Here is a 21,281-nt window from a genome sequence, read left to right as displayed (position 1 = left end):
TTCTGTTTTGCCCATTTTCGCGCAGGATATTCCAAAATTTTGATTTCTTTTTCAGGTATTTTACAAAAACCAGATACATTGCTGTTGCGCTTTCTTTACCAGATGTGGTCTTCGCACCGAGTCTCAGTGATCCAGCCCAGCTGGTAGGCAGCCACCAGCTGCTTGAGGTCGTGCACACGCTCCCGCAGCACCTCGCCCTCGTCGGTGTCCTCCACGAGAATGCGATGATTTTCGGTCTCCAGAATGTTTTTCTGGGAAATGATATCCAGATTATCCTTCACCGCTTTCTCAGCACTTTCAAAGGGCTGATGGGTGCGCAGGGACATGGTGCGGCTGGAATACACCAGCGTGTAGCCCGCAATGCCGGTCTTTTCGTGGTAGGCACGGCAGAAACCGCCGTCGATCACCACCAGCCGTCCGCCGCCCTTGATGGGGCTTTCGCCGTTCTTTTCCCGCACCGGCACATGGCCGTTGACGATGTGACTGGCACCGGGCAGGCCAAACTCGGCCAGAATGCGGCGGCAGACGGCCTCATCGTTATACCATGTATAATAGGGGTCCTTCACCTCGGTGTGGGTGGAAGCGTCCTCTACATAGAGCCGCTCAAATGTGGTCATGGCACTGCGGCCAAACAGCGGCGAAAGCTTGCCGCACCACAGATACCACAAAAAATCCTGTCCGCTCTGGCGGGCAGCGCTGCCTTCCGGTGCATAGTAGCCCCGGCGGGCGCGGGCATCACAGTAGTCCATCAGTGCGCGGCCGGAGTAGTAGCGGCCCTCAAAGCGCTCCATGGCAAAGGTGCCGCGGCTGGTCATGGGCACAGCGCCATGGTAGAGCAGGTTGCCGTTCTCAATGTGGTACACGCTGCCCTTTGCATAGAGAAATTCCACATGCTGCTGCAGTTTTTCGCTCTGGCGGAAGGACTGCACCAGCTTGCGCAGCACCAGCTGTTCATCCGGGTGCAGTGCGGCCGGGTCGGCGGGGTCCACCGTGGGGAACGAGGTATCCCGCAGCGGATACTCCTTTTCGCCGATCTTTACCGTGTGCTTTTCCCAGTCGATGCGGCGCAGATAATCTCGCTCCAGCATCTGGAAGTCCGGGTTGCGGTCAATGACATAGCACTCCAGCTTGAACATCAGAATGCTGATGGCCTTGTGCATCACGGCACAGCGGTGCAGCATTCCCCTGGTGTAGGGGCCGCGGGCCGCATCGGTATGAGGCATCCAGATGGAAAGATCATCATTGCCGTAGAACTGCTCGGCCATGCGCTGCAGATGGCGTAGGTTGATGCCGTAGCAGTCCTCCAGCATTCCGTGGTTATGATAAGCCAGCGTGGTCTTGAGCACCGTGCAGATGCAGATGGGGCTGCCCGCAGCGGCACCCATCCATACTACATCGTGGTTGCCCCACTGGATATCCACATTGTGGTGGCGCATGAGCAGATCGAGGATGATATCCGGGCGTGGGCCGCGGTCGAACAGGTCGCCCACGATGTGCAGCTTGTCCACTGCCAGATGCTTGATCAGCTCACACAGCCGCACGATAAAGCGGTCGGCGCGGCCATTTTCAATGATGCTGCCCACGATCTGGCCGTAGTACAGATCCTTGTCGTGATCCTCAAAATGGGCGTGGAGCAGCTCGTCCAGAATGTAGCCGCAGCTGGCAGGCAGGCATCTGCGCACATGGTCGCGGGTATGCTTGGAGGACACCAGACGGCAGATATCAATAAGCCTCAGCAGCGTTTCGGTGTACCACTGATCCAGCGCTTCCTCGCTGGTACAGCGTGCCTTGAGCTGGGGCAGCTTTTCGTTGGGGTAATAGATCAGCGTTGCCAGCTCGGCGCGGGTATGCTTTGGCACGGTATCGCCCAGCACCTGATCCACTTTTTCGCGAATGACACCGGAAGCGGAATTCAGAATATGCACAAAAGCTTCATTCTCGCCGTGCAGGTCGCTCATGAAGTGCTCGGTACCCTTGGGCAGCTTGAGCAGTGCCTGCGTGCTGATGATCTCGCTGGCTGCCGCCGCCTGCGAAGGATAATCCCGCGAGAGCAGGGTCAGGTACTTGAGATTATCGCGGATCTCATCGGTTTCGGTGCGCATGGTCTCCTCCATCACAACGTTCTCTCTGCCGCAGTCCGCCACAAGGACCTTGCAAAGATGTTGCTTTCCATATGTATTATTTTTTCCTTATCTTATAGTATAGCACGTCCGGGGCGAAAAGTGGTATACTGGGGCTGACAAACTTTCAGCAAAGGACTTTGGATATTATGCCGAAAAGCGATTTCGTCTCCGTTCCCTCTTCCTGCACCCTCTGCCCGCGCCGGTGCGAGGCCGACCGTGCTGCCGGACGCACCGGTTTCTGCGGCGCGGGCGGCACCTTAAAAGCAGCCCGCGCTGCCCTGCACTACTGGGAGGAGCCATGCATCAGCGGCACAAAGGGCAGCGGCACGGTGTTCTTTTCCGGCTGCACCCTCAAATGCTGCTTCTGCCAGAACTATCCCATCAGCGCCGAGGGCCTTGGCAAGGAGATCAGCGTGGAACATCTGGCAGAGATTTTCCTGAATCTGCAGGAGCAGGGTGCCAACAACATCAATCTGGTCACACCCGGCCAGTGGCGGCCCTGGATCATTGCCGCGCTGGATATTGCCCGGGCTAAGGGCCTGCATCTGCCCATCGTATGCAACACCGGCGGCTACGAAACGGTGGAAAGCGTGGAAGCATGGCGCGGATACATCGACATCTGGCTGGCCGACCTGAAATACGTCTCCTCCGCCCTCTCGGCAGAGCTTTCCTCTGCACCGGACTATTTTGCGCAGGCAAAGCCCGCCATTGAAGCCATGATGGCACAGGCCGGGCACCCGGTGTTCAATGCAGAGGGCATCCTGCAAAAGGGGGTCATTCTGCGGCACCTTGCCCTGCCCGGCCATGTTGACGACAGCTTTGCGGTGCTTGACCAGATGGCCGCGTGGAACGATGCAGACCCCGGATGCTTCATCCCCAGCGTCATGAGCCAGTACACACCGTTTTACAAGGCCGCAGAGCACGGCATCGGACGGCGCATTACCACCTATGAATACCGCCGGGTGGTCAACTATGCCATGGACAAGGGACTGGCGCAGGGCTACATGCAGCAGAAGAGCAGCGCAAAGGAAGAGTATACGCCTTCTTTCGATTTGACAGGGGTATGAATTCGTCAAATCTCCCAAAAAAGGCTGATTATTTTCTCTTGCATCCCCGCGGAAATGCTTGCAATCCCATCCGGGCCGGATTATAATGGATACAACGATGTGTTAACAGAACTCTGATGAGCTGTAAATATCAGGAGGAGCGTTATGGAACATTTCAACCCGATCCTTGGCAACGATACCACCGGCCAGAAATTCATCACCTGCGGTGAGATCATGCTGCGCCTGACCCCGCCGAACTACGAGAAGATCCGTATGGCATCCGGCTTTGAGGCCAGCTACGGCGGCAGCGAGGCCAACATTGCACTGGCACTGGCTAACCTTGGTGTGGACAGCACCTTCTTCAGCGTGGTGCCCAACAACAGTCTGGGCAAGAGCGCCGTGCGCTGGCTGCGTTCCAACGACGTGCACTGCACCCCTATGATCCTGACCGAGCCGAACGAGACTCCTTCCAACCGTCTTGGTACTTATTATCTGGAGACCGGCTACGGCATCCGCCCGTCCAAGGTCATCTATGACCGCAAGCACAGTGCCATTACTGAGTACGATTTCTCGCAGGTGGATCTGGATGCTTTGCTGGACGGCTACGACTGGCTGCACCTGAGCGGCATCACCCCGGCACTGGCACCCAACTGCCGCACCCTCATTCTGGATATGCTCAAGGTCGCCAAAAACAAGGGCCTGACCGTCAGCTTCGACGGCAATTTCCGCTCCACCCTGTGGAGCTGGGAAGAAGCCCGCGATTTCTGCACCGAGTGCCTGCCCTATGTGGATGTGCTGCTTGGCATTGAGCCGTACCACCTGTGGAAGGATGAGAGCGACCACTCCAAGGGCGACTGGAAGGACGGCGTGCCTCTGCAGCCCAGCTATGAGCAGCAGGACGAGATTTTCCAGCACTTCATCGAGCGGTATCCCAACCTCAAGTGCATTGCCCGCCATGTGCGTTATGCGCACAGCGGCAGCGAGAACAGCCTGAAGGCTTTCATGTGGTACGACGGCCACACCTTCGAGAGCAAGCTGTTCACCTTTAATATCCTTGACCGCGTGGGCGGCGGCGATGCCTTTGCCAGCGGCCTGATCTACGCCATGCTGCACAACTACAGAGCCATGGATATGATCAACTTTGCGGTGGCAAGCAGTGCCATCAAGCACACCATCCACGGCGATGCCAACATCACCGATGATGTGAGCACTATCCGCAACCTGATGAACATGAACTACGATATCAAGCGGTAAGTTTTATCGCCGTACAGAGAACGCCCGCCGGGGAGACCCGGCGGGCGTTGCTTTTTCTATCAGATATACCGCCCGGTGATGCTCTCCGGGTTCTGTCTCACCTGTTCCGGCGTACCTGCCGCCACGATGCGTCCGCCGGCATCGCCGCCGCCCGGCCCCATATCCACAAGGTAATCCGCATTGCGGATCACATCCAGATCATGCTCAATGACCACCACGGTGGCACCGTTCCCGATCAGCTTCTGGAACACACCCAGCAGGGTCTGTACATCCAGCGGATGCAGGCCGATGGTGGGTTCATCGAACACGAACACACTGTCTGCCTGCCCCTTGCCCATCTCGCTGGCAAGCTTCAGCCGCTGGGCTTCGCCGCCGGAAAGGCTGGGTGTCTCCTCGCCAAGGGTCAGGTAGCCAAGGCCCAATTCTTTCAGTACCTGCAGGCGCTGGCGCACAAGCTTGCAGTCCGCACAGGCTTCCAATGCAGTGGACACATCCATGTCCATCAGGTCGGCCATGGAGGCTGGTTCGCCGTTCGCCGTGGGCAGCTTCACTGCCGCCGCTTCCCGGCTGTAACGCGAACCGCCGCAGTCCGGGCAGGGCACTTCTACGTCCGGCAAAAACTGCACATCCAAACTGATGACGCCGGTGCCGTCACAGGTGGGGCACCGCAGCTTACCGGTGTTGTAGGAGAAATCGCCCGCCTTATAGCCGTGGTTTTTGGCATCCTGCGTTTTGGCAAACAGCTTGCGCAGCTCATCGTGCACATTGGCATAGGTGGCCACGGTGGAGCGCACATTGATGCCGATGGGCGTTGCATCGATCAGCTTCACCTGCGCGATTTCCTCGGCCTCCACGCTTTTCACATGCGCTGGCAGGGCTGTACCGTTCACCTTTGCCTGCAAGGCCGGGACCAGGCTTTCCAAAATCAGGGTGGTCTTGCCGCTGCCGGACACACCCGTAACCACGGTCAGCCGCCCCTTGGGCAGTTCCAGTTCCAGCGGCTTCACAGTATGGATGGCCGAGGTTGCCAGATGGATGCGGCCCTGTGCAAACAGTTCATTTTCCGGCACATGAGGCCGGGCGTTCACCCCCGCCCTGCCTGCAAGAAACGGGCCGATCTGAGAAGCCGCGTTCTGTTCAATTTCCGGAATACTGCCCTGCGCGATCACATGTCCACCCTTTGCACCGGCTTCCGGCCCCATCTCGATCAGCCAGTCAGCTTCCTTCAAAATTTGGGTATCGTGATCCACCAGCACCACCGAGTTGCCGTCGGCCACAAGGTCGTGCATCACATCGGTCAGGCCTTCAATGTTAGAAGGATGCAGGCCGATGGACGGCTCGTCCAGCACATAGAGCACACCGGTGGTACGGTTGCGCACCGCACGGGCCAGCTGCATCCGCTGGCGCTCACCGGTGGAAAGAGTGGAAGCGGAGCGGTCCAGCGTCAGGTAGCCAAGGCCCAGCGAGAGCAGCCGTGCCGCTGCCGTCTGGAAGGATTCGCAGATATTGCGGGCCATGGGCCGCATCTCTTCCGGCAGACTGTCCGGCACACCCGCCACCCAATCGGTAAGCTGCACAAGAGTCATCTGACAAGCCTTGTCCAGCGTGATGCCCCGCAGCTTTGGGGTACGAGCCGCATTACACAGCCGGGTGCCGCCGCAGTCCGGGCAGATGCCTTGCCGCAGGAACTTTTCCACCCGCTTCATGCCCTTTTCATCCTTGACCTTGGAGAGGGCGTTCTCCACGGTATAGGTGGCATTGAAATAGGTAAAATCCAGCTCCCCGGCCTGATTGGAATTTTTGTTATGATAAAAAATGTGCTTTTTCTCCGCCGGGCCATGGAAAACGATATCCTTTTCCCGGTCGGTCAGGTCGCGGAAGGGCACATCGGTGCGCACGCCCATCTCCCGGCAGATATCCACCATCAGCGACCACATCAGGCTCTTCCACGGGGCCACGGCACCTTCGTCGATCGTAAGAGAATCGTCCGGCACAAGGGTGCTCTCGTCCACGGTCATCACCATGCCGGTACCGCTGCAGGTACGGCAGGCCCCCTGACTGTTGAAGGCAAATTCTTCAGCGGAAAGCGCACGCACGCTGGCACCGCACTGCGGGCAGAGCAGCGGCTTTTCTGCCGCCACGGCAAGGCTGGGTTCCAGCCAGCGGCCGCACTGCGGGCAGGGATAGCTGGAAAGACGGGAGAACATCAGGCGCAGACTGTTCAGCAGTTCCGTGCCGGTACCAAAGGTGCTGCGGATGCCCGGCACAGCGGGCCGCTGATGCAGTGCCAGTGCAGCCGGAACATACAGCACTTCGTCCACCGATGCCTTTGCCGCCTGCGTCATGCGGCGGCGCGTATAGGTGGAAAGTGCGTCCAGATACCGGCGGGAGCCTTCGGCGTAAAGCACGCCCAGCGCAAGGCTGGACTTGCCCGAACCGGACACGCCCGCCACACCCACGATTTTGCCCAGCGGCACATCCACATTCACGTTTTTCAGGTTGTGCACCCGCGCGCCGCGGATCCTGATATGGTCGACCATCTTCTCTCCCCCCTGCTGTCACCGATTCTTTTTTAAATAGTACCCAATGCCGATGATATCTGCCAGCGCCCAGCCGATGGGCACGCTGAGCCAGATGCCGGTAACACCCAGCGGCGTGGCCGAAAGCAGATAGGCCCGCATCAGCGGCAGAGCAAACAGCAAAATGCTGCCGGTGATGGGGCCTTTGGTCAAACTACGCTGCATTGTTTCCGATTCTCCTTTTTATAACGCTGTTTCAGCCGGTGCACTGGCTCTGCCGCCGTCCCGCCTTGAAAGAGACTGCTCTCTTCCTGCAAACTTCTGACGGTACTCTCTGGGCGTGCAGTGCTTGATCTCCCGGAAGGTCTTTGTAAAGTAGCTGGTATCTGAAAAGCCGCAGTCGGCACCGATCTCGCCGATCTTCATGCTGGTGGAAAGCAGCAGCTCGGCGGCCTTTTCAATGCGGTACTGCTTGACATACTGGATGGGTGTGATCCCCAGCAGCTGCCGGAAGCTGCGCAGGCAGGCGCTCTCACTCAGGGCCACGCAGTCGGAAATGCGCTCCACGTTCAGTTCCTCAGCATAATGCTCTTCCACAAAACGCAGCATCTGTTTCATGCGCTGGGCCGCGATCTGCTCCTGCTGAGAGACCTTTGTTTTTCCACCCTCGCACTGCATTCCCAGCAGATGCACCGCCGCCGAAAGATGGTACCGCGCCTGATTCTCATAGTCAAAGACCTCTTGGGCCACTGCGTCCCAGACTTCCCGCAAATGGCAGAGCACGGCCTTCTGCCCGTCGTCTGCCTCGTCCAGCAGAAAGAACGCCGGCGCTCCCGGCTGAAGCAGCGGATGTACGAGCTTTTGCCAGAAGATGGTATCCATGCCGCCGATCAGGCGCGGATGGAATACCCCGGAATGCAGCAGGGCATCCCCGGTCTCAGCCTGCTCCACCGCATGGAACACTCCGGAATTGACAAACACGCCCTGCCCGGTCTGCAAAACCAGCCGGGCTTTGCTCACGTCCACCGCCAGCGGGCCTTTTACGGCAAGGATGTATTCAAACTCTTCATGCCAATGCCATGCTACCGAGTAGCTTTTGAGGTCCTCTTCATAACAGGCAATAGGAAACAGTGCGCTGCCGTGCTGCACCAGTTCCCTGCCCTCGTCATCCGCCACAACATCCGGCAGGCAGTTGAGCCCGCCCGCTGCTGCACAGCTGGTCTGAAATGCCACGATCAGCCATCTCCTTTCCGTCAAGGTGCACATCCGCATCCGCGCCGGTTTTGTTGTATCAATCGGGCGTTTTTATCCTAATATTCCGCTCCGATGTGTGATATTATTACATCAGCAAAGTATAAGATGCATTGCAAGTATAACACGCTTCCCGGAGGAACTCAAGATTTATGGTACAGCTTCTGCTTCCGATCATTTACATCTCATTCATCAGTCTGGGCCTGCCGGATTCCCTGCTGGGGTCGGCGTGGCCCTCCATGTATCCGGCGCTCGGTGTGCCGGTGTCCTATGCGGGGCTGATCTCCATGATCATCTCCTTTGGCACCATTGTTTCCAGCCTGAACAGCGACCGGCTCACCCGTGCGCTGGGTACCGGAAAAGTGACCGCCCTCAGTGTGGCCATGACAGCTGCCGCGCTGTTCGGCTTTTCGGTCTCCACACAGTTCTGGATGCTCTGCCTGTGGGCCGTGCCCTATGGGCTGGGTGCAGGCAGCGTGGACGCGGCCCTGAACAACTATGTTGCCTTACATTATAAAAGCCGCCACATGAGCTGGCTGCACTGCATGTGGGGCATCGGCACCATGATCAGCCCCATGGTCATGGGCCGGGTGCTGGCAGGCGGCGAGCCGTGGACATCCGGCTACCGGTACATTGCCCTGTTCCAGATCCTGCTGAGCGCAGTGCTCTTTTTCAGTTTGCCGCTATGGCAGAGCCGTACTGCAGGCACCGACACCGAAACTGCTTCGACGCGGGCGTTGAGCCTTGGACAGGTATTCCGTCTGCCGGGTGCCAGAGAGGTGATGCTGTGCTTCTTCTGCTACTGTGCATTGGAGACCACGGCCGGTCTGTGGGCCAGCAGCTACCTCACACTGACGAAAGGCGTTGCCGCCGACACTGCCGCCAGCTTTGCCAGCCTGTTCTACATCGGCATCACCGCCGGGCGCGCCGCCTGCGGCTTTTTGACCCTGAAATTCAACGATACGCAGATGATCCGCATGGGTCAGTGCATTCTGTCCGCAGGCGTGCTGGCGCTGCTGCTGCCCGGGCCGCAGGTGCTTGCCCTGTGCGGTCTTGTTCTGGTGGGGCTTGGCTGTGCGCCCATCTATCCCAGCATCATCCACTCCACGCCGGAGCACTTCGGTGCAGACAGATCGCAGGCAGTCATTGGCATCCAGATGGCAAGCGCCTATGTGGGCAATCTGGCCATGCCGCCGCTGTTCGGCCTGCTGGCAAACAATATCACTCCTGCACTGTTCCCATTTTATCTGCTGGCACTGCTGGTGCTCATGGTGTTCATGCACGAACAGCTGGTGCGCAAAACAAGCCGCTGCTAATTCTGCCATTCTCCCATTTCATATACAGCAAAAGGCTCCCTGTCCGGTCTCGGGCGGGGAGCCTGCTGTTTTAAAGGAGTTATTTACAGGATGCACCGGCTGATGGCGTTGGCGACCGCAAACAGTTCCTGCTGGCCGATAAAGCCGAACTTTGCCTCGTGTGCGTCCGCAAAGCAGACGGTCAGCTGCGATGCCTGCACCGGGTCGCCAAAGCCTGCCGTCTGAATGCCGAAGTGCAGCACCTTGCGGTACGGCAGCACAAAGATCTGCTGCCGGGTTCCGGTAACGCCCTGCATATCCACCATGATGATGCGGTGGGTGGTAAAGATCACCTGATCGCGCACCGTCTTGTAGGCACCCACGATGCTCTCACCGTCCAGCAGCAGTGCGCGGGCATTTTTGCAGATGTCCTTTTCCTGAAGGCGGATGAGATTTTCCATTGGCTTATCACGGAATTCCATGGTTTTTGTCCCCTTTCCTGCGTGGTTTTCTGCCCTTATTGTAGCATTCCTGCAGGCGGTTTACAAGATGTGCTCTCGCCTTTTGGGCCGGGCTGTGCTATACTGTATGCCAAAGAGATTCTTATAAAAACGAGGTAACTCCCATGGAGATCATCATTCATCAGGCCATTCTGCACGTGCTGGACACCACCATGGATGCGCCTGTACTCAGCGGCAGCGGCATGGAAATGACCGCCGAAAAGACCGCCTATTTCCAGTACCACATCGAAAAGCTGCTTGCCAGCGACGATATCCGCCAGTGCCGCCCGCTACCGGATTCCGCCTTTAAAAACGAGCTGGAGCACAACCACGATTTTGTGGACCTCTCCTGCCGCATCGCGGGCGTTCTGTTCGACTACATGCACGCGCACACCACCATTCCGGGGGCAGACCTTGCCGTGGTGGATTTTACCCGCGATGGCGAGCCGTGGCTGGGCATTCTGAAGCTGAACTACAAAAACGGCTACACCCACTACACCGAGAATGTGGAGGGTGCCCCGGTGAACTCCATCATACAGCAGCGGGCCTGCCTGCCCAGCCAGAGCGGCAAGGTGGAGGAAGGTGCCCTTGTCAATCTGACCGACTACTCCATGAAGCTGCTGGAAAAAAAGTTCGACATCGACGGCCACAAGGATTTTTACCTTTCCACGGTAGTGTTCCAGTACACCACCGCCCAGCCGGAAAAGAAAAAGCTGCAGGCCATTCAGGAAGCCGCCGTGCAGGCCGTGCAGGAAAACTACGCAGATCAGCCCCACGTAGAGGCTCAGGTCGCGATGCTGATCGCCAATCAGGCCGCAGACAACGACAATCAGGTATCCATCCAGCAGGTGCGTCAGCAGTTGGAAGAGGAATATCCCCTTGCCGCCGTGCCCTTTGATGATTATGTGGAAAAGAGTGATGTGCTGGAAGCGCCTGAACAGCCCGTGACCGTGACCCCTGCGCGCATCCGCCGCATGGAGAGCCGCAGCATCCACACCGCCAACGGCATTGAGGTGAAGATTCCCACCGAACTGCTCAACTCGGACAACGAGGTGGAATTTCTGCACAGCGACGACGGCAGCATTTCGCTGCTCATTAAAAATGTGATCCTGTAAGAAACGATTTAAAATTGTCTCCGCGCACGGATCGCGCCCCGACAATATCAGCGGAATCATTATTTTCATATTTGCAAAAGCCGAAAAATCTGCGGATTTTCCGGCTTTTCTTTTTTCGCAGGAAGGAGCCGTAACGGGGAACAACAAAAAAGCCATCGTTTTTGCATTTCTGCATCAACGATGGCTTCGTATTGGAGCGGCCGACGAGGCTCGAACTCGCTACCTCCACCTTGGCAAGGTGGCGCTCTACCAGATGAGCTACGGCCGCATATTGGAAACCCTGCTGGATTTCCTTAGCTGGTGCCTCCGATCGGAATCGAACCAATGACACGGGGATTTTCAGTCCCCTGCTCTACCGACTGAGCTACAGAGGCATAAGCGGTGCAATTATCCCTGCACCCTCCCGAGCGATTCTCACGAATTTCGGGGCCCCCGCGAAAGCTTGCGAAGCAAGATTTTGTGGGGAAGAGGAGAAAGTCTGGCGTTCATCACGGCAGTCTTGCTTGCAAGACCGCCCGATGAACTGCAGGACTTTCGACGAAGCGACCCGGATCGGGCTCGAACCGACGACCCCCAGCGTGACAGGCTGGTGCTCTAACCAACTGAGCTACCGGGCCAAATGGTGGAAGTTAACGGGCTCGAACCGCTGACCCTCTGCTTGTAAGGCAGATGCTCTCCCAGCTGAGCTAAACTTCCACAAAATGGAGCGGCCGACGAGGCTCGAACTCGCTACCTCCACCTTGGCAAGGTGGCGCTCTACCAGATGAGCTACGGCCGCACATTCCATGTGTTTGTGCCGGACTGTTTACCGGCGACGCTGATTATTATACCGTACCGCCCGGCAATTGTCAACCACAAATTTGCATTTTCTGCAAAAAAGTTGGAAACCCGCCTGTCTGTATTCAAAAATCTTCACTTTTGCGGGCTTCACCTGTGTCATCATTCAAGTTTGTCATGACATACACGAAGAAAATTGATTTGCTTTCCCTTTTGTAAACCATTATAATGGAGAGTGTCATTTTGTCGCCTGTAAGAGCTGCGTCTGTTATGCCGCTGAGGGCATACAGGCGCGTTTTCGTGCGCAGAAATAGGAAAAGCCAGCATAAAGGAGCAAACACAATGTATAAGATCACTGAAAAAGTCGCGCTGAATCCCACCGTGACGAAGATGGTCATTGAAGCCCCGCTGATCGCCAAAAAGGCAAAGCCGGGCCAGTTTATCATTGTGCGCCCGTTTGAGGACAGCGAGCGCATCCCCCTGACCGTGGCCGGTTATGACCGCGAAAAGGGCACTGTGGATATCATTTTTCAGATCGTGGGCGGTACCACGATGGAGCTGAACAGCCTGCAGGTGGGCCAGAGTGTCCACGACTTTGTAGGCCCGCTGGGCCGCGCCACCGAGGTGGAAGGCCTGAAGAAGGTATGTGTCGTGGGCGGCGGCGTAGGCTGCGCCATCGCTCTGCCCATTGCCCGTGAGCTGCACGAGCAGGGCTGTGTGGTGCACAGCGTGGTGGGCTTCCGCAATAAGGACCTGCTGATCCTTGAGGACGAGTTCAAAGCCTGCAGCGACGAGCTGCGCATTATGACCGACGACGGCAGCTATGGCACCAAGGGTGTTGTTACCGCTGCACTGGACGAGCTGGTGGCCGCCGGCAACCAGTACGATCTGGTCATCACCATTGGCCCGCTGATCATGATGAAGTTCGTGGTCAAGACCTGCCAGAAGCATGGCCTGAAGAGCATCGTTTCTATGAACCCCATCATGATCGACGGCACCGGCATGTGCGGCGGCTGCCGCCTGACCGTTGGCGGCGAGACCAAGTTCGCCTGCGTGGACGGCCCCGACTTTGACGGCGATCTGGTGGATTTTGATGAGGCAATGGCCCGCGGCACCATGTACCGCCCGTTTGAGGCACACGCCCGTGAAGCGGCATGCAATCTGCTCAATCAGGAGGTAAAATAAGATGGCTTTCAATATGGACCCGAAGAAGTGCCCCATGCCCACGCAGGACCCCAATGTGCGCAACAAGAACTTTAAGGAAGTTGCACTTGGCTACACCGAAGAAATGGCCGTGAACGAAGCAAAGCGCTGCGTGCACTGCAAGAACAAACCCTGCCAGACCGGCTGCCCTGTGGGCATCGATATCCCCGAGTTCATCGGCCATGTGGCCGAGGGCGACTTTGAAGCCGCTTATCAGGTGATCAACCGTTCCTCTTCCCTGCCCGCTGTCTGCGGCCGTGTATGCCCGCAGGAGAGCCAGTGCGAGGGCAAGTGCACCCGCGGCATCAAGAACGAGCCGGTGGGCATCGGCCGCCTGGAGCGCTTTGTTGCCGACTGGCACCGTGAGAATGTGCACACCGCCCCCATCGTGCCCGAATGGAACGGCCACAAGGTGGCCATTATCGGCGCAGGCCCTGCCGGCCTGACCGCCGCAGGCGATCTGGCAAAGCTTGGCTATAAGGTCACCGTTTACGAGGCCCTGCATGTGGCCGGCGGCGTGCTGATGTACGGCATCCCTGAGTTCCGTCTGCCCAAGGCCATCGTGCAGCAGGAGATCGACGGCCTGAAGAAGATGGGCGTTGATTTTGAGTGCAATATGGTCATTGGCAAGGTGCTCACCATCGACGAGCTGATGGACGAGTACGGCTACGAGGCCGTGTTCGTAGGCTCCGGTGCCGGTCTGCCCCGCTTCATGGGCATCCCCGGCGAGAGCCTGAAGGGCGTGTACTCCGCCAACGAGTTCCTGACCCGCTCCAACCTGATGAAGGCTTATCTGCCCACCAGCAAGACCCCCATCCGCACCGGCAAAAAGGTCGCCGTTGTGGGCGGCGGCAACGTGGCTATGGACGCTGCCCGCAGCGCCCTGCGTCTGGGTGCCGAGACCGTGTACATCGTCTACCGCCGCGGCATGGCTGAGCTGCCCGCCCGTAAGGAAGAGGTGGAGCACGCCGAGGAAGAGGGCATCATCTTCAAGACCCTGTGCAACCCTGTGGAGATCCACGCCAACGACGAGGGCTTTGTCAAGTCCATCACCTGCATTGAGATGGAGCTGGGCGAGCCGGATGCTTCCGGCCGCCGCCGCCCCATCGAAAAGAAGGGCAGCGAGTTCGAGCTGGATGTGGACACGGTCATTATGAGTCTGGGCACCAGCCCCAACCCGCTGATCCGCTCCACCACCCCGGGTCTGGAAACCAACAAGCACGGCTGCATCGTTACCGACGGCGACGACGGCAAAACCAGCCGCGATGGTGTGTACGCCGGCGGCGATGCCGTGACCGGCGCAGCCACCGTCATCAAGGCCATGGGCGCAGGCAAGGCTGCTGCAAAGGCCATTGACGAGTACATTCAGAGCAAGTAATCCCCTGTGAAGATGGGCACCGCCCACTGAATACCGGATATGAAAAATCCCCTGTGCCAGTGCACAGGGGATTTTTTGCATCTTATTCTGCGGTCTCCGTTGTGAGCGCCGGGTAACTCGTCCGCACGCACCGCACAGCGCACCGGGCGCTGCCGCCGGTGGTGCAGGTAAAGAGGGTCAGATCCCATTCATCGGACTCCTCCGTCTTTTCGGTCATTTCTTCAATTTGCGTGGGCTGCAGGTTTTCCACATAGGAAACCTCGTAGGTCCAGCGCATACCGTCCATATCCGTAAAATAGACCTGCGCGCCCTCGGTCAGCCACTTGATGGGGCTGAAATGCTTTGCATAGTTGTGGGCGCAGACCACCATGTTATCCGCATAGGTGGAACCGGAGTAACGGCCCGGTGCGATTTTCAGGCCCGCATAGCTCCACTGGCTCATCACCGGCAGTTCCAGCCCGATGGACGGAATGGACAGATAGCCGATGTAATCCCAGCCGTTCAGTTCGGTCACGGTCATTTCCTGCGTGGGGTCCAGCTCCGGCTGCAGCGCCACGGTATCCGATTTTGCCTTTTCCTCAATGGCAGCGTTCAGGGTCTGCTCCAGCTCGCCCAGCACCTCCTGCGAGGCCTTGTCTGCACGGGATGCATCCCACTTGTTATAGGCCAGCAGGGCTGCTGCCGCAAGGATCAGCAGCGCGCCCAGCACCATACACACTCTTCCGATTTTCTGTCGCATAGCAATGTTTCCTTTTTGTTCCGCGGTAGGTTTCATCCCTTTCAGTATATGCGCAATTGGTATGTTTGTCCAGTAAAAACTTACCGCACTGCCCGGTCCGGCACAAGGCGGCACACAAACCGCACCATCAGCGGGGTCAGCGGCAGCCACACCAGCGTGCACACCACATTGAACAAGGTGTGCGCATTCGCGATCTGCCGGGCGATCACGGCAAGCTCCGGCCCTTTGGGCGAAAGTGCAGCCGTCAGCCGCACATACAACGGCAGACCGGCGCAGAACACCGCCGCGCCGGTCAGATTGAACACTGCATGGGCCGCAGCCACCCGCTTTGCGTCCCGGTTTGCGCTCAAGGATGCCAGCACTGCCGTGATGGTGGTGCCGATGTTATCGCCCAGCAGCACTGGCAGCGCACCCGCAAGACCCAGCAGACTGCTGCCGTCCAGCCCGGGGCGGGCTGCAAAGTTCTGCAGCAAGGCAATGGTAGCCGAGCTGCTCTGCACTGTCAGGGTCATGCCAAGCCCCGCCAGCAGCCCCAGCCATGGGTGCTGTCGCACCCGACCCAGCCAGTGCACAAACACCGGGCTTTGCGCCAGCGGTTCCATAGCAGTGCCCATATCGGCAATGCCCTCGAACAGCAGGCCAAAGGCGAACACCGCCCGGCCAATGGCCCGGGCCTTCCGCCCCGCACAGGCAAAGCAGAGCAGCAGCCCGGCCAGCAGCACAAGGCCGCGCATATCTTCCAGCCGGAAAGCCAGCAGCTGTGCGGTAACGGTGGTTCCGATGTTGCAGCCAAAGATCACCGGGACCGCCTGCCGCAGGGTCAGCAGGCCCGCACTTACAAAGCCCAGCACCATCACCGTGACTGCCGAGCTGCTTTGCAGCACCGCCGTGACCGCAGCCCCCGCCAGCACGCCCCGCACCGGGCTGCCGGTCACAGCGGCCAGCAGGCTTTTCAGGCGGCTGCCTGCCGCTGTTTCCAGACTGTGGCTGAGCGCATCCATGCCGTATAAAAACAGTGCCAAGCCGCCAAAAAGTGTAAAAATTCTTGTCAGGTTCTGTTCCACTGCCGCCGCCCCTCCCGCAGAAACGTTTCTTATTCTATTTATGCAGCTGCCGGGCGGTTCAGGCTTTCTGCCGTTCTCCCCTTTTTGTGAACTTTTTTAAAATTATCCTAAACTGCCCTTGCATTCTGGGTGCCGGAGGAATATTATTGTCAGGCGTTAATAGTTAACAGCTGTTAAGCATTTTGCAATGAGGAGGGATAAAATGTTGAACGAGACCGAAGCCGCGGCGAGCTTTCACGGCCTGTGCCATTTTTTCGGACGGCTGAGCAAGGCGTCCCGGGCCGGCATGAAGGCGGCTCTGCGGGGCTGTCCCAAGTGCCACTTTCCCATGCTGGAGGGTCTGGCTCACACGATCAGTACCCGCGGGCAGAACGGAGCGGTGTATGTTTCCGATTTTGCCCGGGAGGCACACCAGCCGCTGCCAGCCATCAGCCGCAGCCTGCGCCAGCTGGAACAGGACGGCCTTGTTCTGCGCGAAGCGGACCCGGCTGACCGGCGCAAAACGCTGGTGCGCATCACGCCGGAGGGCTACGCCGCCTGTGCCCGGTGTGAGGATGCACTCAGCGATTATTTTGCCTGCGTGATGGCCCGGCTGACACCGGAGCAGGTTCAGCAGATGAATACTTTGCGCGGCGCACTGATGGATGCCATTCTTGCGGAAAACGCTTCCCGTGAAGCAAAAAACAACGAAGGGAGAACCGAACTATGACGAAAATTTTCAAGCAGCTGGCCCGGCACTGGGCCGTCTGTCTTGTGGTGTTCGCGCTGCTGTTCGTGCAGGCGTACTGCGATCTTTCGCTGCCGGACTACACCAGCAGGATCGTGGACACCGGCATCCAGCAGGGCGGCATTGAAAGCCCCCTGCCGGAAACGATACGCCAGAGCACGCTGGACGCCCTCACGCTTTTGATGAGCGAAGAGGATGCCGATGCGCTCCAGAACGCCTACGGGTATTATCTTCAGGACGACGGCGTGCTGAAGCTGCGCACCGACCTGACCGATGACGAGCGCACCGCGCTGGAGGATGCCGTCACCACGCCGGACATCGTGCTGTATATGGCCGCCGCGCAGGCAGCGAACGCCCCCGCCGGGCAGGACACCATGGGCATGACCGGCCTTGCTGACATGCAGGCGGCATCCTCTGAGAGCACCACCACGGATAGCGAGACCGTCACCCCCACTGCCGAAGATCTGGACACCGTATGCGCCCAGTTTGCCGCTATGAGCCAGATGCCCGGCTTCACCCGCGAAGCTGTTCAGCAGCAGCTGGCCGGTGCTTTTGCCAGTCTGGATGATACCCTGATGGAGAACCTCAAAAGCCAGTCCATGCTGCTGGTGCAGCTGGAATACGAGGCACAGGGCATCGCCCACGATGTGCAGATGCGCTACCTTTACCGCGTAGGCGGCCAGATGCTGGGCCTGACTTTGCTGATGGTGGCTGTGTCCATTGCGGTGGGCTTCCTCGCCTCCCGTGTGTCCGCCGCCATTGGCCGTGACCTGCGCCGTGAGACCTTTGCCAGCGTCATCGGGTTCTCCAATGCAGAGATCGAGAATTTTTCCACCGCATCTCTCATCACCCGCACCACCAACGACATCCAGCAGGTGCAGTTCGTCTGCGTCATGCTGCTGCGCATGGTGGCCTATGCGCCCATTCTGGGCATTGGCGGCGTGCTGCATGTGCTGAACAGCAGCACCGGCCTTTCCTGGATCATCGTGCTGGATGTGGCCGTTCTGCTGTTGCTCATCCTCTTCCTGATGAGTGTGGCCATGCCCAAGTTCAAGATCATGCAGAAGCTGGTGGACCGGTTGAACCTCGTCAGCCGCGAGATTCTGACCGGCATCATGCCGGTGCGTGCCTTCAGCCGTGAAAAGTTTGAGGAGGAGCGCTTCGACAAGGCCAACAAAGACCTGATGAGCACCCAGCTGTTCACCAACCATGCCATGGTTGCCATGATGCCCTTTATGACCCTCATCATGAACGGCACCAGCCTGCTGATCGTCTGGTTCGGCGGCAAGGCCATGGACAACGGCACCATGCAGGTGGGCGAGATGATCGCATTCATCACCTACACCATGCAGATCGTCATGTCCTTCCTGATGCTGGCCATGGTGGCCGTCATGCTGCCCCGCGCCGGTGTGGCTGCGGAGCGCATCGACGAGGTGATCCGCACCAAAGCCACCATCAACGACCCGGACGAAGCTGTTGCAAAGCCCGCGCAGGAGCACGAAAACTGGCAGGGTGAGGTAGAGTTCCACGATGTGAGCTTCCGCTTCCCGGGTGCGGACAGCGATGCGCTGGAGCACATCAGCTTTACCGCAAAGCCCGGCGAAACCACCGCCATCATCGGCTCTACCGGCTGCGGCAAATCCACCCTGCTCAACCTCATCCCCCGCTTTTATGATGTCACCGGCGGCAGCGTGACCGTGGATGGCATCGATGTGCGCAATATGCCGCAGGCACAGCTGCACGACCTGCTGGGCTATGTGCCCCAGAAGGGCGTGCTGTTCAGCGGCACCATCGACTCGAACCTGAAGTTCGGCGGGGAGCACATCACCGATGCCGATGTAAAAAAGGCTGCTGCCATTGCGCAGGCCACCGAGTTCATCGACGCAAAGCCCGAGGGCTACCAAAGCCCCATTGCACAGGGCGGCTCCAATGTGTCCGGCGGCCAGAAGCAGCGCCTTTCCATTGCACGCGCCATTGCCAAGGACCCCAAAATTTATCTGTTCGACGACAGCTTTTCTGCCCTCGACTTTAAGACCGATGTTGCCCTGCGCCGTGCACTGAAAGCCCAGACCGATAACGCTACCGTTATCATTGTGGCACAGCGCATCTCCACTGTGCTGCACGCAAACCAGATCCTGGTGCTGGACGAAGGCCGTCTGGTGGGCAAGGGCACCCATGCCCAGCTGATGGCTTCCTGCCCGGAGTATCAGGAGATCGCCCGCAGCCAGCTGAGCCAGAAGGAGCTGGACCTCAAATCTCTGAATACCGAAAAGGAGGGTGAGTGATATGCCAAGACCCGGACGCATGACGACCGAACGCGCCAAGGACTTCAAGGGCACCCTGCTGCAGCTTGTGCGCACCCTTGGCCGCTACCGCCTTTCGCTCGTTACCGCCATTGTATTTGCCATTCTTTCTACCATCTTCAACATTGCAGGTCCCAAGGTGCTGGCAAAGGCCACCACGGCTCTTGCCACCGGCTGGATCGCCAAGCTGCGCGGCACCGGCAGCATCGACTTTGTGTATATCGGCCGCATCCTGCTGTTTTTGCTGGGCATGTACCTGCTGAGCAGCGCCTTCAGCTTTATTCAGGGCTGGCTCATGACCGGCCTTTCCCAGAAAGTCTGCTACGACTTCCGCAAGCAGATCAGCGAAAAGATCAACCGCTTGCCCCTTGCCTACTTTGAAAAGCGCACCGTGGGCGAGGTGCTGTCCCGCATCACCAACGATGTGGACACGCTGGGCCAGAGCCTGAACCAGAGCATCACCCAGCTCATCACCAGTGTGACCACCATGATCGGCGTGCTGGTCATGATGCTGTCCATCAGCCCGAAGATGACTCTGATCGCCCTGCTGATCCTGCCGGTCTCGCTGGTGCTGGTGCTCATCGTGGTCAAGTTCAGCCAGAAATACTTCAAGGCACAGCAGGCCATTCTGGGCGTTGTGAACGGTCAGGTGGAAGAAGTCTACTCCGGCCACAACGTGGTCAAAGCCTTCAACCGTGAGGCCGTGGTGCTGAACGACTTCAACGCCGCCAACGATAAGCTGTACGAATCCGCATGGAAGAGCCAGTTTCTCTCCGGCCTGATGATGCCCATTATGAACTTTGTAGGCAATCTGGGCTATGTGGCAGTGGCCATCGTGGGCAGCATTTTTGCGGCAAACGGCACCATTACCATCGGTGACATTCAGGCCTTCATCCAGTACGTCAAGAACTTCACCCAGCCCATCCAGCAGCTTTCTCAGGTGTCCAACATGCTGCAGAGCATGGCCGCTGCCGCTGAGCGGGTGTTCGAGTTTCTGAACGAGCCGGAAGAGGATCAGCAGGCAGACCCGGCCCGCCGGGCCGACCCCGGCTGCATCAACGGTCAGGTGACATTCAGCCATGTCCGCTTCGGCTACACCCCGGACAAGACCGTCATCCGCGATTTCAGCTGTGAGGTCAAGCCCGGCCAGAAGGTGGCTATCGTCGGCCCTACCGGCGCGGGCAAAACTACCATGGTCAAGCTGCTCATGCGCTTCTATGATGTGGATTCCGGTTCCATCACCCTGAATGGCCACGATGTGCGTGACTTTGACCGCAGCGCTCTGCGCGAGGGCTTCGGCATGGTGCTGCAGGACACATGGCTGTTCAAGGGCACCATCATGGAGAACATCCGCTATGGCCGTCTGGATGCTACCGACGAAGAAGTGATCGCCGCCGCCAAGGCTGCCAACGCCGACCACTTCATCCGCACCCTGCCCGGCGGCTACCAGATGGAGCTGAACGAAGACGCTTCCAACGTGAGTCAGGGCCAGAAGCAGCTGCTCACCATCGCCCGCACCATTCTGGCAGATAACCGCATCCTGATTTTGGACGAGGCCACCAGCAGTGTGGATACCCGCACCGAGCAGCGCATCCAAACCGCCATGGACCGCCTGATGGAGGGCCGCACCAGCTTTGTGATCGCACACCGTCTTTCCACCATCCGGGATGCCGACCTCATCCTTGTGATGCGAGATGGCGACATTGTGGAGCAGGGCACCCACGACCAGCTGATCGAAGCAGGCGGCTTCTACGCCGACCTGTACAACAGCCAGTTCGAGGACGTGGTGGAGTAAGCTGCCCGTCATCGCAGTATAAGCACAAAAATAGCACCTGCTGCCTTCGGAAAGGAAGGCAGCAGGTGCTATTTGTTTACCCTCTCAGTCATCGCTACGCGATGCCAGCTCCCCCGAGAGGGGGAGCTTTTCAGCAGTTACCGGTCAGCTGCAATAGAGCTCTCCCTTCGGGAGAGCTGGCGCGAATGCGCC

At 58.6% G+C, this 21,281-nt stretch carries 16 protein-coding genes and 5 tRNA genes; 9 read left to right on the top strand and 12 right to left on the bottom strand.

The genetic code is table 11. From position 1 onward, the window contains the following. Positions 1–95 precede the first annotated feature (95 nt). Positions 96–2,114 (bottom strand): fructose-bisphosphatase class III, encoded by a 2,019-nt coding sequence (locus tag WMO17_RS05010; protein ID WP_005945791.1) that lies wholly within the window; start codon positions 2,112–2,114, stop codon positions 96–98. Between the two features lie 155 nt (positions 2,115–2,269). Here WMO17_RS05010 and WMO17_RS05005 point away from each other — a divergent pair, with 155 nt between their 5' ends. Both WMO17_RS05005 and WMO17_RS05000 read left to right on the top strand, forming a co-directional pair. Continuing rightward, on the top strand, positions 2,270–3,190 hold the full coding sequence (locus tag WMO17_RS05005) for a radical SAM protein (RefSeq protein ID WP_337679814.1): 921 nt from the start codon (positions 2,270–2,272) through the stop codon (positions 3,188–3,190). Between the two features lie 144 nt (positions 3,191–3,334). After that, positions 3,335–4,423, top strand: a complete 1,089-nt coding sequence (locus tag WMO17_RS05000) for a sugar kinase (RefSeq protein WP_005945787.1) — start codon at positions 3,335–3,337, stop codon at positions 4,421–4,423. Between the two features lie 59 nt (positions 4,424–4,482). Here WMO17_RS05000 and WMO17_RS04995 read toward each other — a convergent pair whose 3' ends face one another. Genes WMO17_RS04995 through WMO17_RS04985 form a run of 3 tightly spaced genes read right to left on the bottom strand, consistent with a single transcriptional unit; the run spans position 4,483 to position 8,175 of the window. Continuing rightward, positions 4,483–6,963: an excinuclease ABC subunit UvrA gene (locus WMO17_RS04995; protein WP_349137589.1), complete on the bottom strand. Its 2,481-nt coding sequence runs from the start codon at positions 6,961–6,963 to the stop codon at positions 4,483–4,485. Between the two features lie 18 nt (positions 6,964–6,981). Continuing rightward, complete coding sequence (locus tag WMO17_RS04990) at positions 6,982–7,167, bottom strand: hypothetical protein (protein ID WP_349137607.1); 186 nt, start codon at positions 7,165–7,167, stop codon at positions 6,982–6,984. 18 nt (positions 7,168–7,185) lie between these two features. Further along, positions 7,186–8,175, bottom strand: coding sequence for an AraC family transcriptional regulator (locus tag WMO17_RS04985; RefSeq protein ID WP_242961888.1), 990 nt, complete (start codon positions 8,173–8,175; stop codon positions 7,186–7,188). 170 nt (positions 8,176–8,345) lie between these two features. On the opposite strand from WMO17_RS04985, the gene WMO17_RS04980 reads away from it, so the two are divergent. Further along, positions 8,346–9,509, top strand: coding sequence for an MFS transporter (locus tag WMO17_RS04980; RefSeq protein ID WP_349137588.1), 1,164 nt, complete (start codon positions 8,346–8,348; stop codon positions 9,507–9,509). Positions 9,510–9,592: 83 nt separating this feature from the next. Here the strand turns inward: WMO17_RS04980 and WMO17_RS04975 are convergent, their stop codons facing one another. Further along, a complete protein-coding gene (locus WMO17_RS04975) occupies positions 9,593–9,970 on the bottom strand; it encodes a PH domain-containing protein (RefSeq protein ID WP_097775338.1) in 378 nt (125 codons plus the stop codon). Between the two features lie 143 nt (positions 9,971–10,113). On the opposite strand from WMO17_RS04975, the gene WMO17_RS04970 reads away from it, so the two are divergent. Next, on the top strand, positions 10,114–11,103 hold the full coding sequence (locus WMO17_RS04970) for a nucleoid-associated protein (RefSeq protein ID WP_005945773.1): 990 nt from the start codon (positions 10,114–10,116) through the stop codon (positions 11,101–11,103). Between the two features lie 192 nt (positions 11,104–11,295). On the opposite strand, the gene WMO17_RS04965 is transcribed toward WMO17_RS04970, so the two are convergent. From WMO17_RS04965 to WMO17_RS04945, 5 genes are all read right to left on the bottom strand, one after another. Then, positions 11,296–11,371, bottom strand: a tRNA-Gly gene (locus tag WMO17_RS04965). Between the two features lie 30 nt (positions 11,372–11,401). After that, positions 11,402–11,477: transfer RNA gene (locus WMO17_RS04960), tRNA-Phe, on the bottom strand. A 169-nt stretch (positions 11,478–11,646) separates the two neighbouring features. Then, positions 11,647–11,720: transfer RNA gene (locus WMO17_RS04955), tRNA-Asp, on the bottom strand. Positions 11,721–11,723: 3 nt separating this feature from the next. After that, positions 11,724–11,799, bottom strand: a tRNA-Val gene (locus tag WMO17_RS04950). A gap of 6 nt (positions 11,800–11,805) precedes the next feature. Beyond that, positions 11,806–11,881: transfer RNA gene (locus WMO17_RS04945), tRNA-Gly, on the bottom strand. A 341-nt stretch (positions 11,882–12,222) separates the two neighbouring features. On the opposite strand from WMO17_RS04945, the gene WMO17_RS04940 reads away from it, so the two are divergent. Together WMO17_RS04940 and gltA are read left to right on the top strand one after the other, a co-directional pair. Then, positions 12,223–13,065, top strand: a complete 843-nt coding sequence (locus WMO17_RS04940; RefSeq protein WP_044954207.1) for a sulfide/dihydroorotate dehydrogenase-like FAD/NAD-binding protein — start codon at positions 12,223–12,225, stop codon at positions 13,063–13,065. A gap of 1 nt (position 13,066) precedes the next feature. Further along, positions 13,067–14,461 carry an NADPH-dependent glutamate synthase gene (gltA, locus tag WMO17_RS04935; RefSeq protein ID WP_005945766.1) on the top strand — a complete coding sequence of 465 codons (1,395 nt, stop codon included), beginning with the start codon at positions 13,067–13,069 and terminating at the stop codon, positions 14,459–14,461. An 82-nt stretch (positions 14,462–14,543) separates the two neighbouring features. On the opposite strand, the gene WMO17_RS04930 is transcribed toward gltA, so the two are convergent. Together WMO17_RS04930 and WMO17_RS04925 are read right to left on the bottom strand one after the other, a co-directional pair. Continuing rightward, a complete protein-coding gene (locus WMO17_RS04930) occupies positions 14,544–15,200 on the bottom strand; it encodes a sortase (RefSeq protein ID WP_097781677.1) in 657 nt (218 codons plus the stop codon). An 80-nt stretch (positions 15,201–15,280) separates the two neighbouring features. Beyond that, positions 15,281–16,264: a Na/Pi cotransporter family protein gene (locus WMO17_RS04925; RefSeq protein WP_349137587.1), complete on the bottom strand. Its 984-nt coding sequence runs from the start codon at positions 16,262–16,264 to the stop codon at positions 15,281–15,283. Positions 16,265–16,466: 202 nt separating this feature from the next. On the opposite strand from WMO17_RS04925, the gene WMO17_RS04920 reads away from it, so the two are divergent. From WMO17_RS04920 to WMO17_RS04910, 3 genes are read left to right on the top strand one after another with little or no spacing between them, the layout of a single operon-like run. Further along, positions 16,467–16,973, top strand: a complete 507-nt coding sequence (locus WMO17_RS04920; RefSeq protein WP_242702969.1) for a MarR family winged helix-turn-helix transcriptional regulator — start codon at positions 16,467–16,469, stop codon at positions 16,971–16,973. Continuing rightward, complete coding sequence (locus WMO17_RS04915; RefSeq protein WP_097775333.1) at positions 16,970–19,276, top strand: ABC transporter ATP-binding protein; 2,307 nt, start codon at positions 16,970–16,972, stop codon at positions 19,274–19,276. Before WMO17_RS04920 ends, WMO17_RS04915 begins: the two co-directional genes overlap by 4 nt. Position 19,277: 1 nt before the next feature. Then, positions 19,278–21,089: an ABC transporter ATP-binding protein gene (locus WMO17_RS04910; RefSeq protein WP_349137586.1), complete on the top strand. Its 1,812-nt coding sequence runs from the start codon at positions 19,278–19,280 to the stop codon at positions 21,087–21,089. Positions 21,090–21,281: the final 192 nt, after the last annotated feature.

Origin of the sequence: Faecalibacterium faecis, assembly GCF_040096475.1 — a bacterium.
Lineage (GTDB): Bacteria > Bacillota > Clostridia > Oscillospirales > Ruminococcaceae > Faecalibacterium > Faecalibacterium taiwanense.
The sequence above is the reverse complement of the archived record's forward strand: the minus strand, read 5'-3'. Positions and strand labels throughout refer to the sequence as shown.

Coding starts and splice junctions, on each gene's coding strand:
- WMO17_RS05010 (WP_005945791.1), bottom strand. CDS start 2,114: ATGGAGGAGACCATGCGCACCGAAACCGATGAGATCCGCGATAATCTC.
- WMO17_RS05005 (WP_337679814.1), top strand. CDS start 2,270: ATGCCGAAAAGCGATTTCGTCTCCGTTCCCTCTTCCTGCACCCTCTGC.
- WMO17_RS05000 (WP_005945787.1), top strand. CDS start 3,335: ATGGAACATTTCAACCCGATCCTTGGCAACGATACCACCGGCCAGAAA.
- WMO17_RS04995 (WP_349137589.1), bottom strand. CDS start 6,963: ATGGTCGACCATATCAGGATCCGCGGCGCGCGGGTGCACAACCTGAAA.
- WMO17_RS04990 (WP_349137607.1), bottom strand. CDS start 7,167: ATGCAGCGTAGTTTGACCAAAGGCCCCATCACCGGCAGCATTTTGCTG.
- WMO17_RS04980 (WP_349137588.1), top strand. CDS start 8,346: ATGGTACAGCTTCTGCTTCCGATCATTTACATCTCATTCATCAGTCTG.
- WMO17_RS04975 (WP_097775338.1), bottom strand. CDS start 9,970: ATGGAATTCCGTGATAAGCCAATGGAAAATCTCATCCGCCTTCAGGAA.
- WMO17_RS04970 (WP_005945773.1), top strand. CDS start 10,114: ATGGAGATCATCATTCATCAGGCCATTCTGCACGTGCTGGACACCACC.
- WMO17_RS04940 (WP_044954207.1), top strand. CDS start 12,223: ATGTATAAGATCACTGAAAAAGTCGCGCTGAATCCCACCGTGACGAAG.
- gltA (WP_005945766.1), top strand. CDS start 13,067: ATGGCTTTCAATATGGACCCGAAGAAGTGCCCCATGCCCACGCAGGAC.
- WMO17_RS04930 (WP_097781677.1), bottom strand. CDS start 15,200: ATGCGACAGAAAATCGGAAGAGTGTGTATGGTGCTGGGCGCGCTGCTG.
- WMO17_RS04920 (WP_242702969.1), top strand. CDS start 16,467: ATGTTGAACGAGACCGAAGCCGCGGCGAGCTTTCACGGCCTGTGCCAT.
- WMO17_RS04915 (WP_097775333.1), top strand. CDS start 16,970: ATGACGAAAATTTTCAAGCAGCTGGCCCGGCACTGGGCCGTCTGTCTT.
- WMO17_RS04910 (WP_349137586.1), top strand. CDS start 19,278: ATGCCAAGACCCGGACGCATGACGACCGAACGCGCCAAGGACTTCAAG.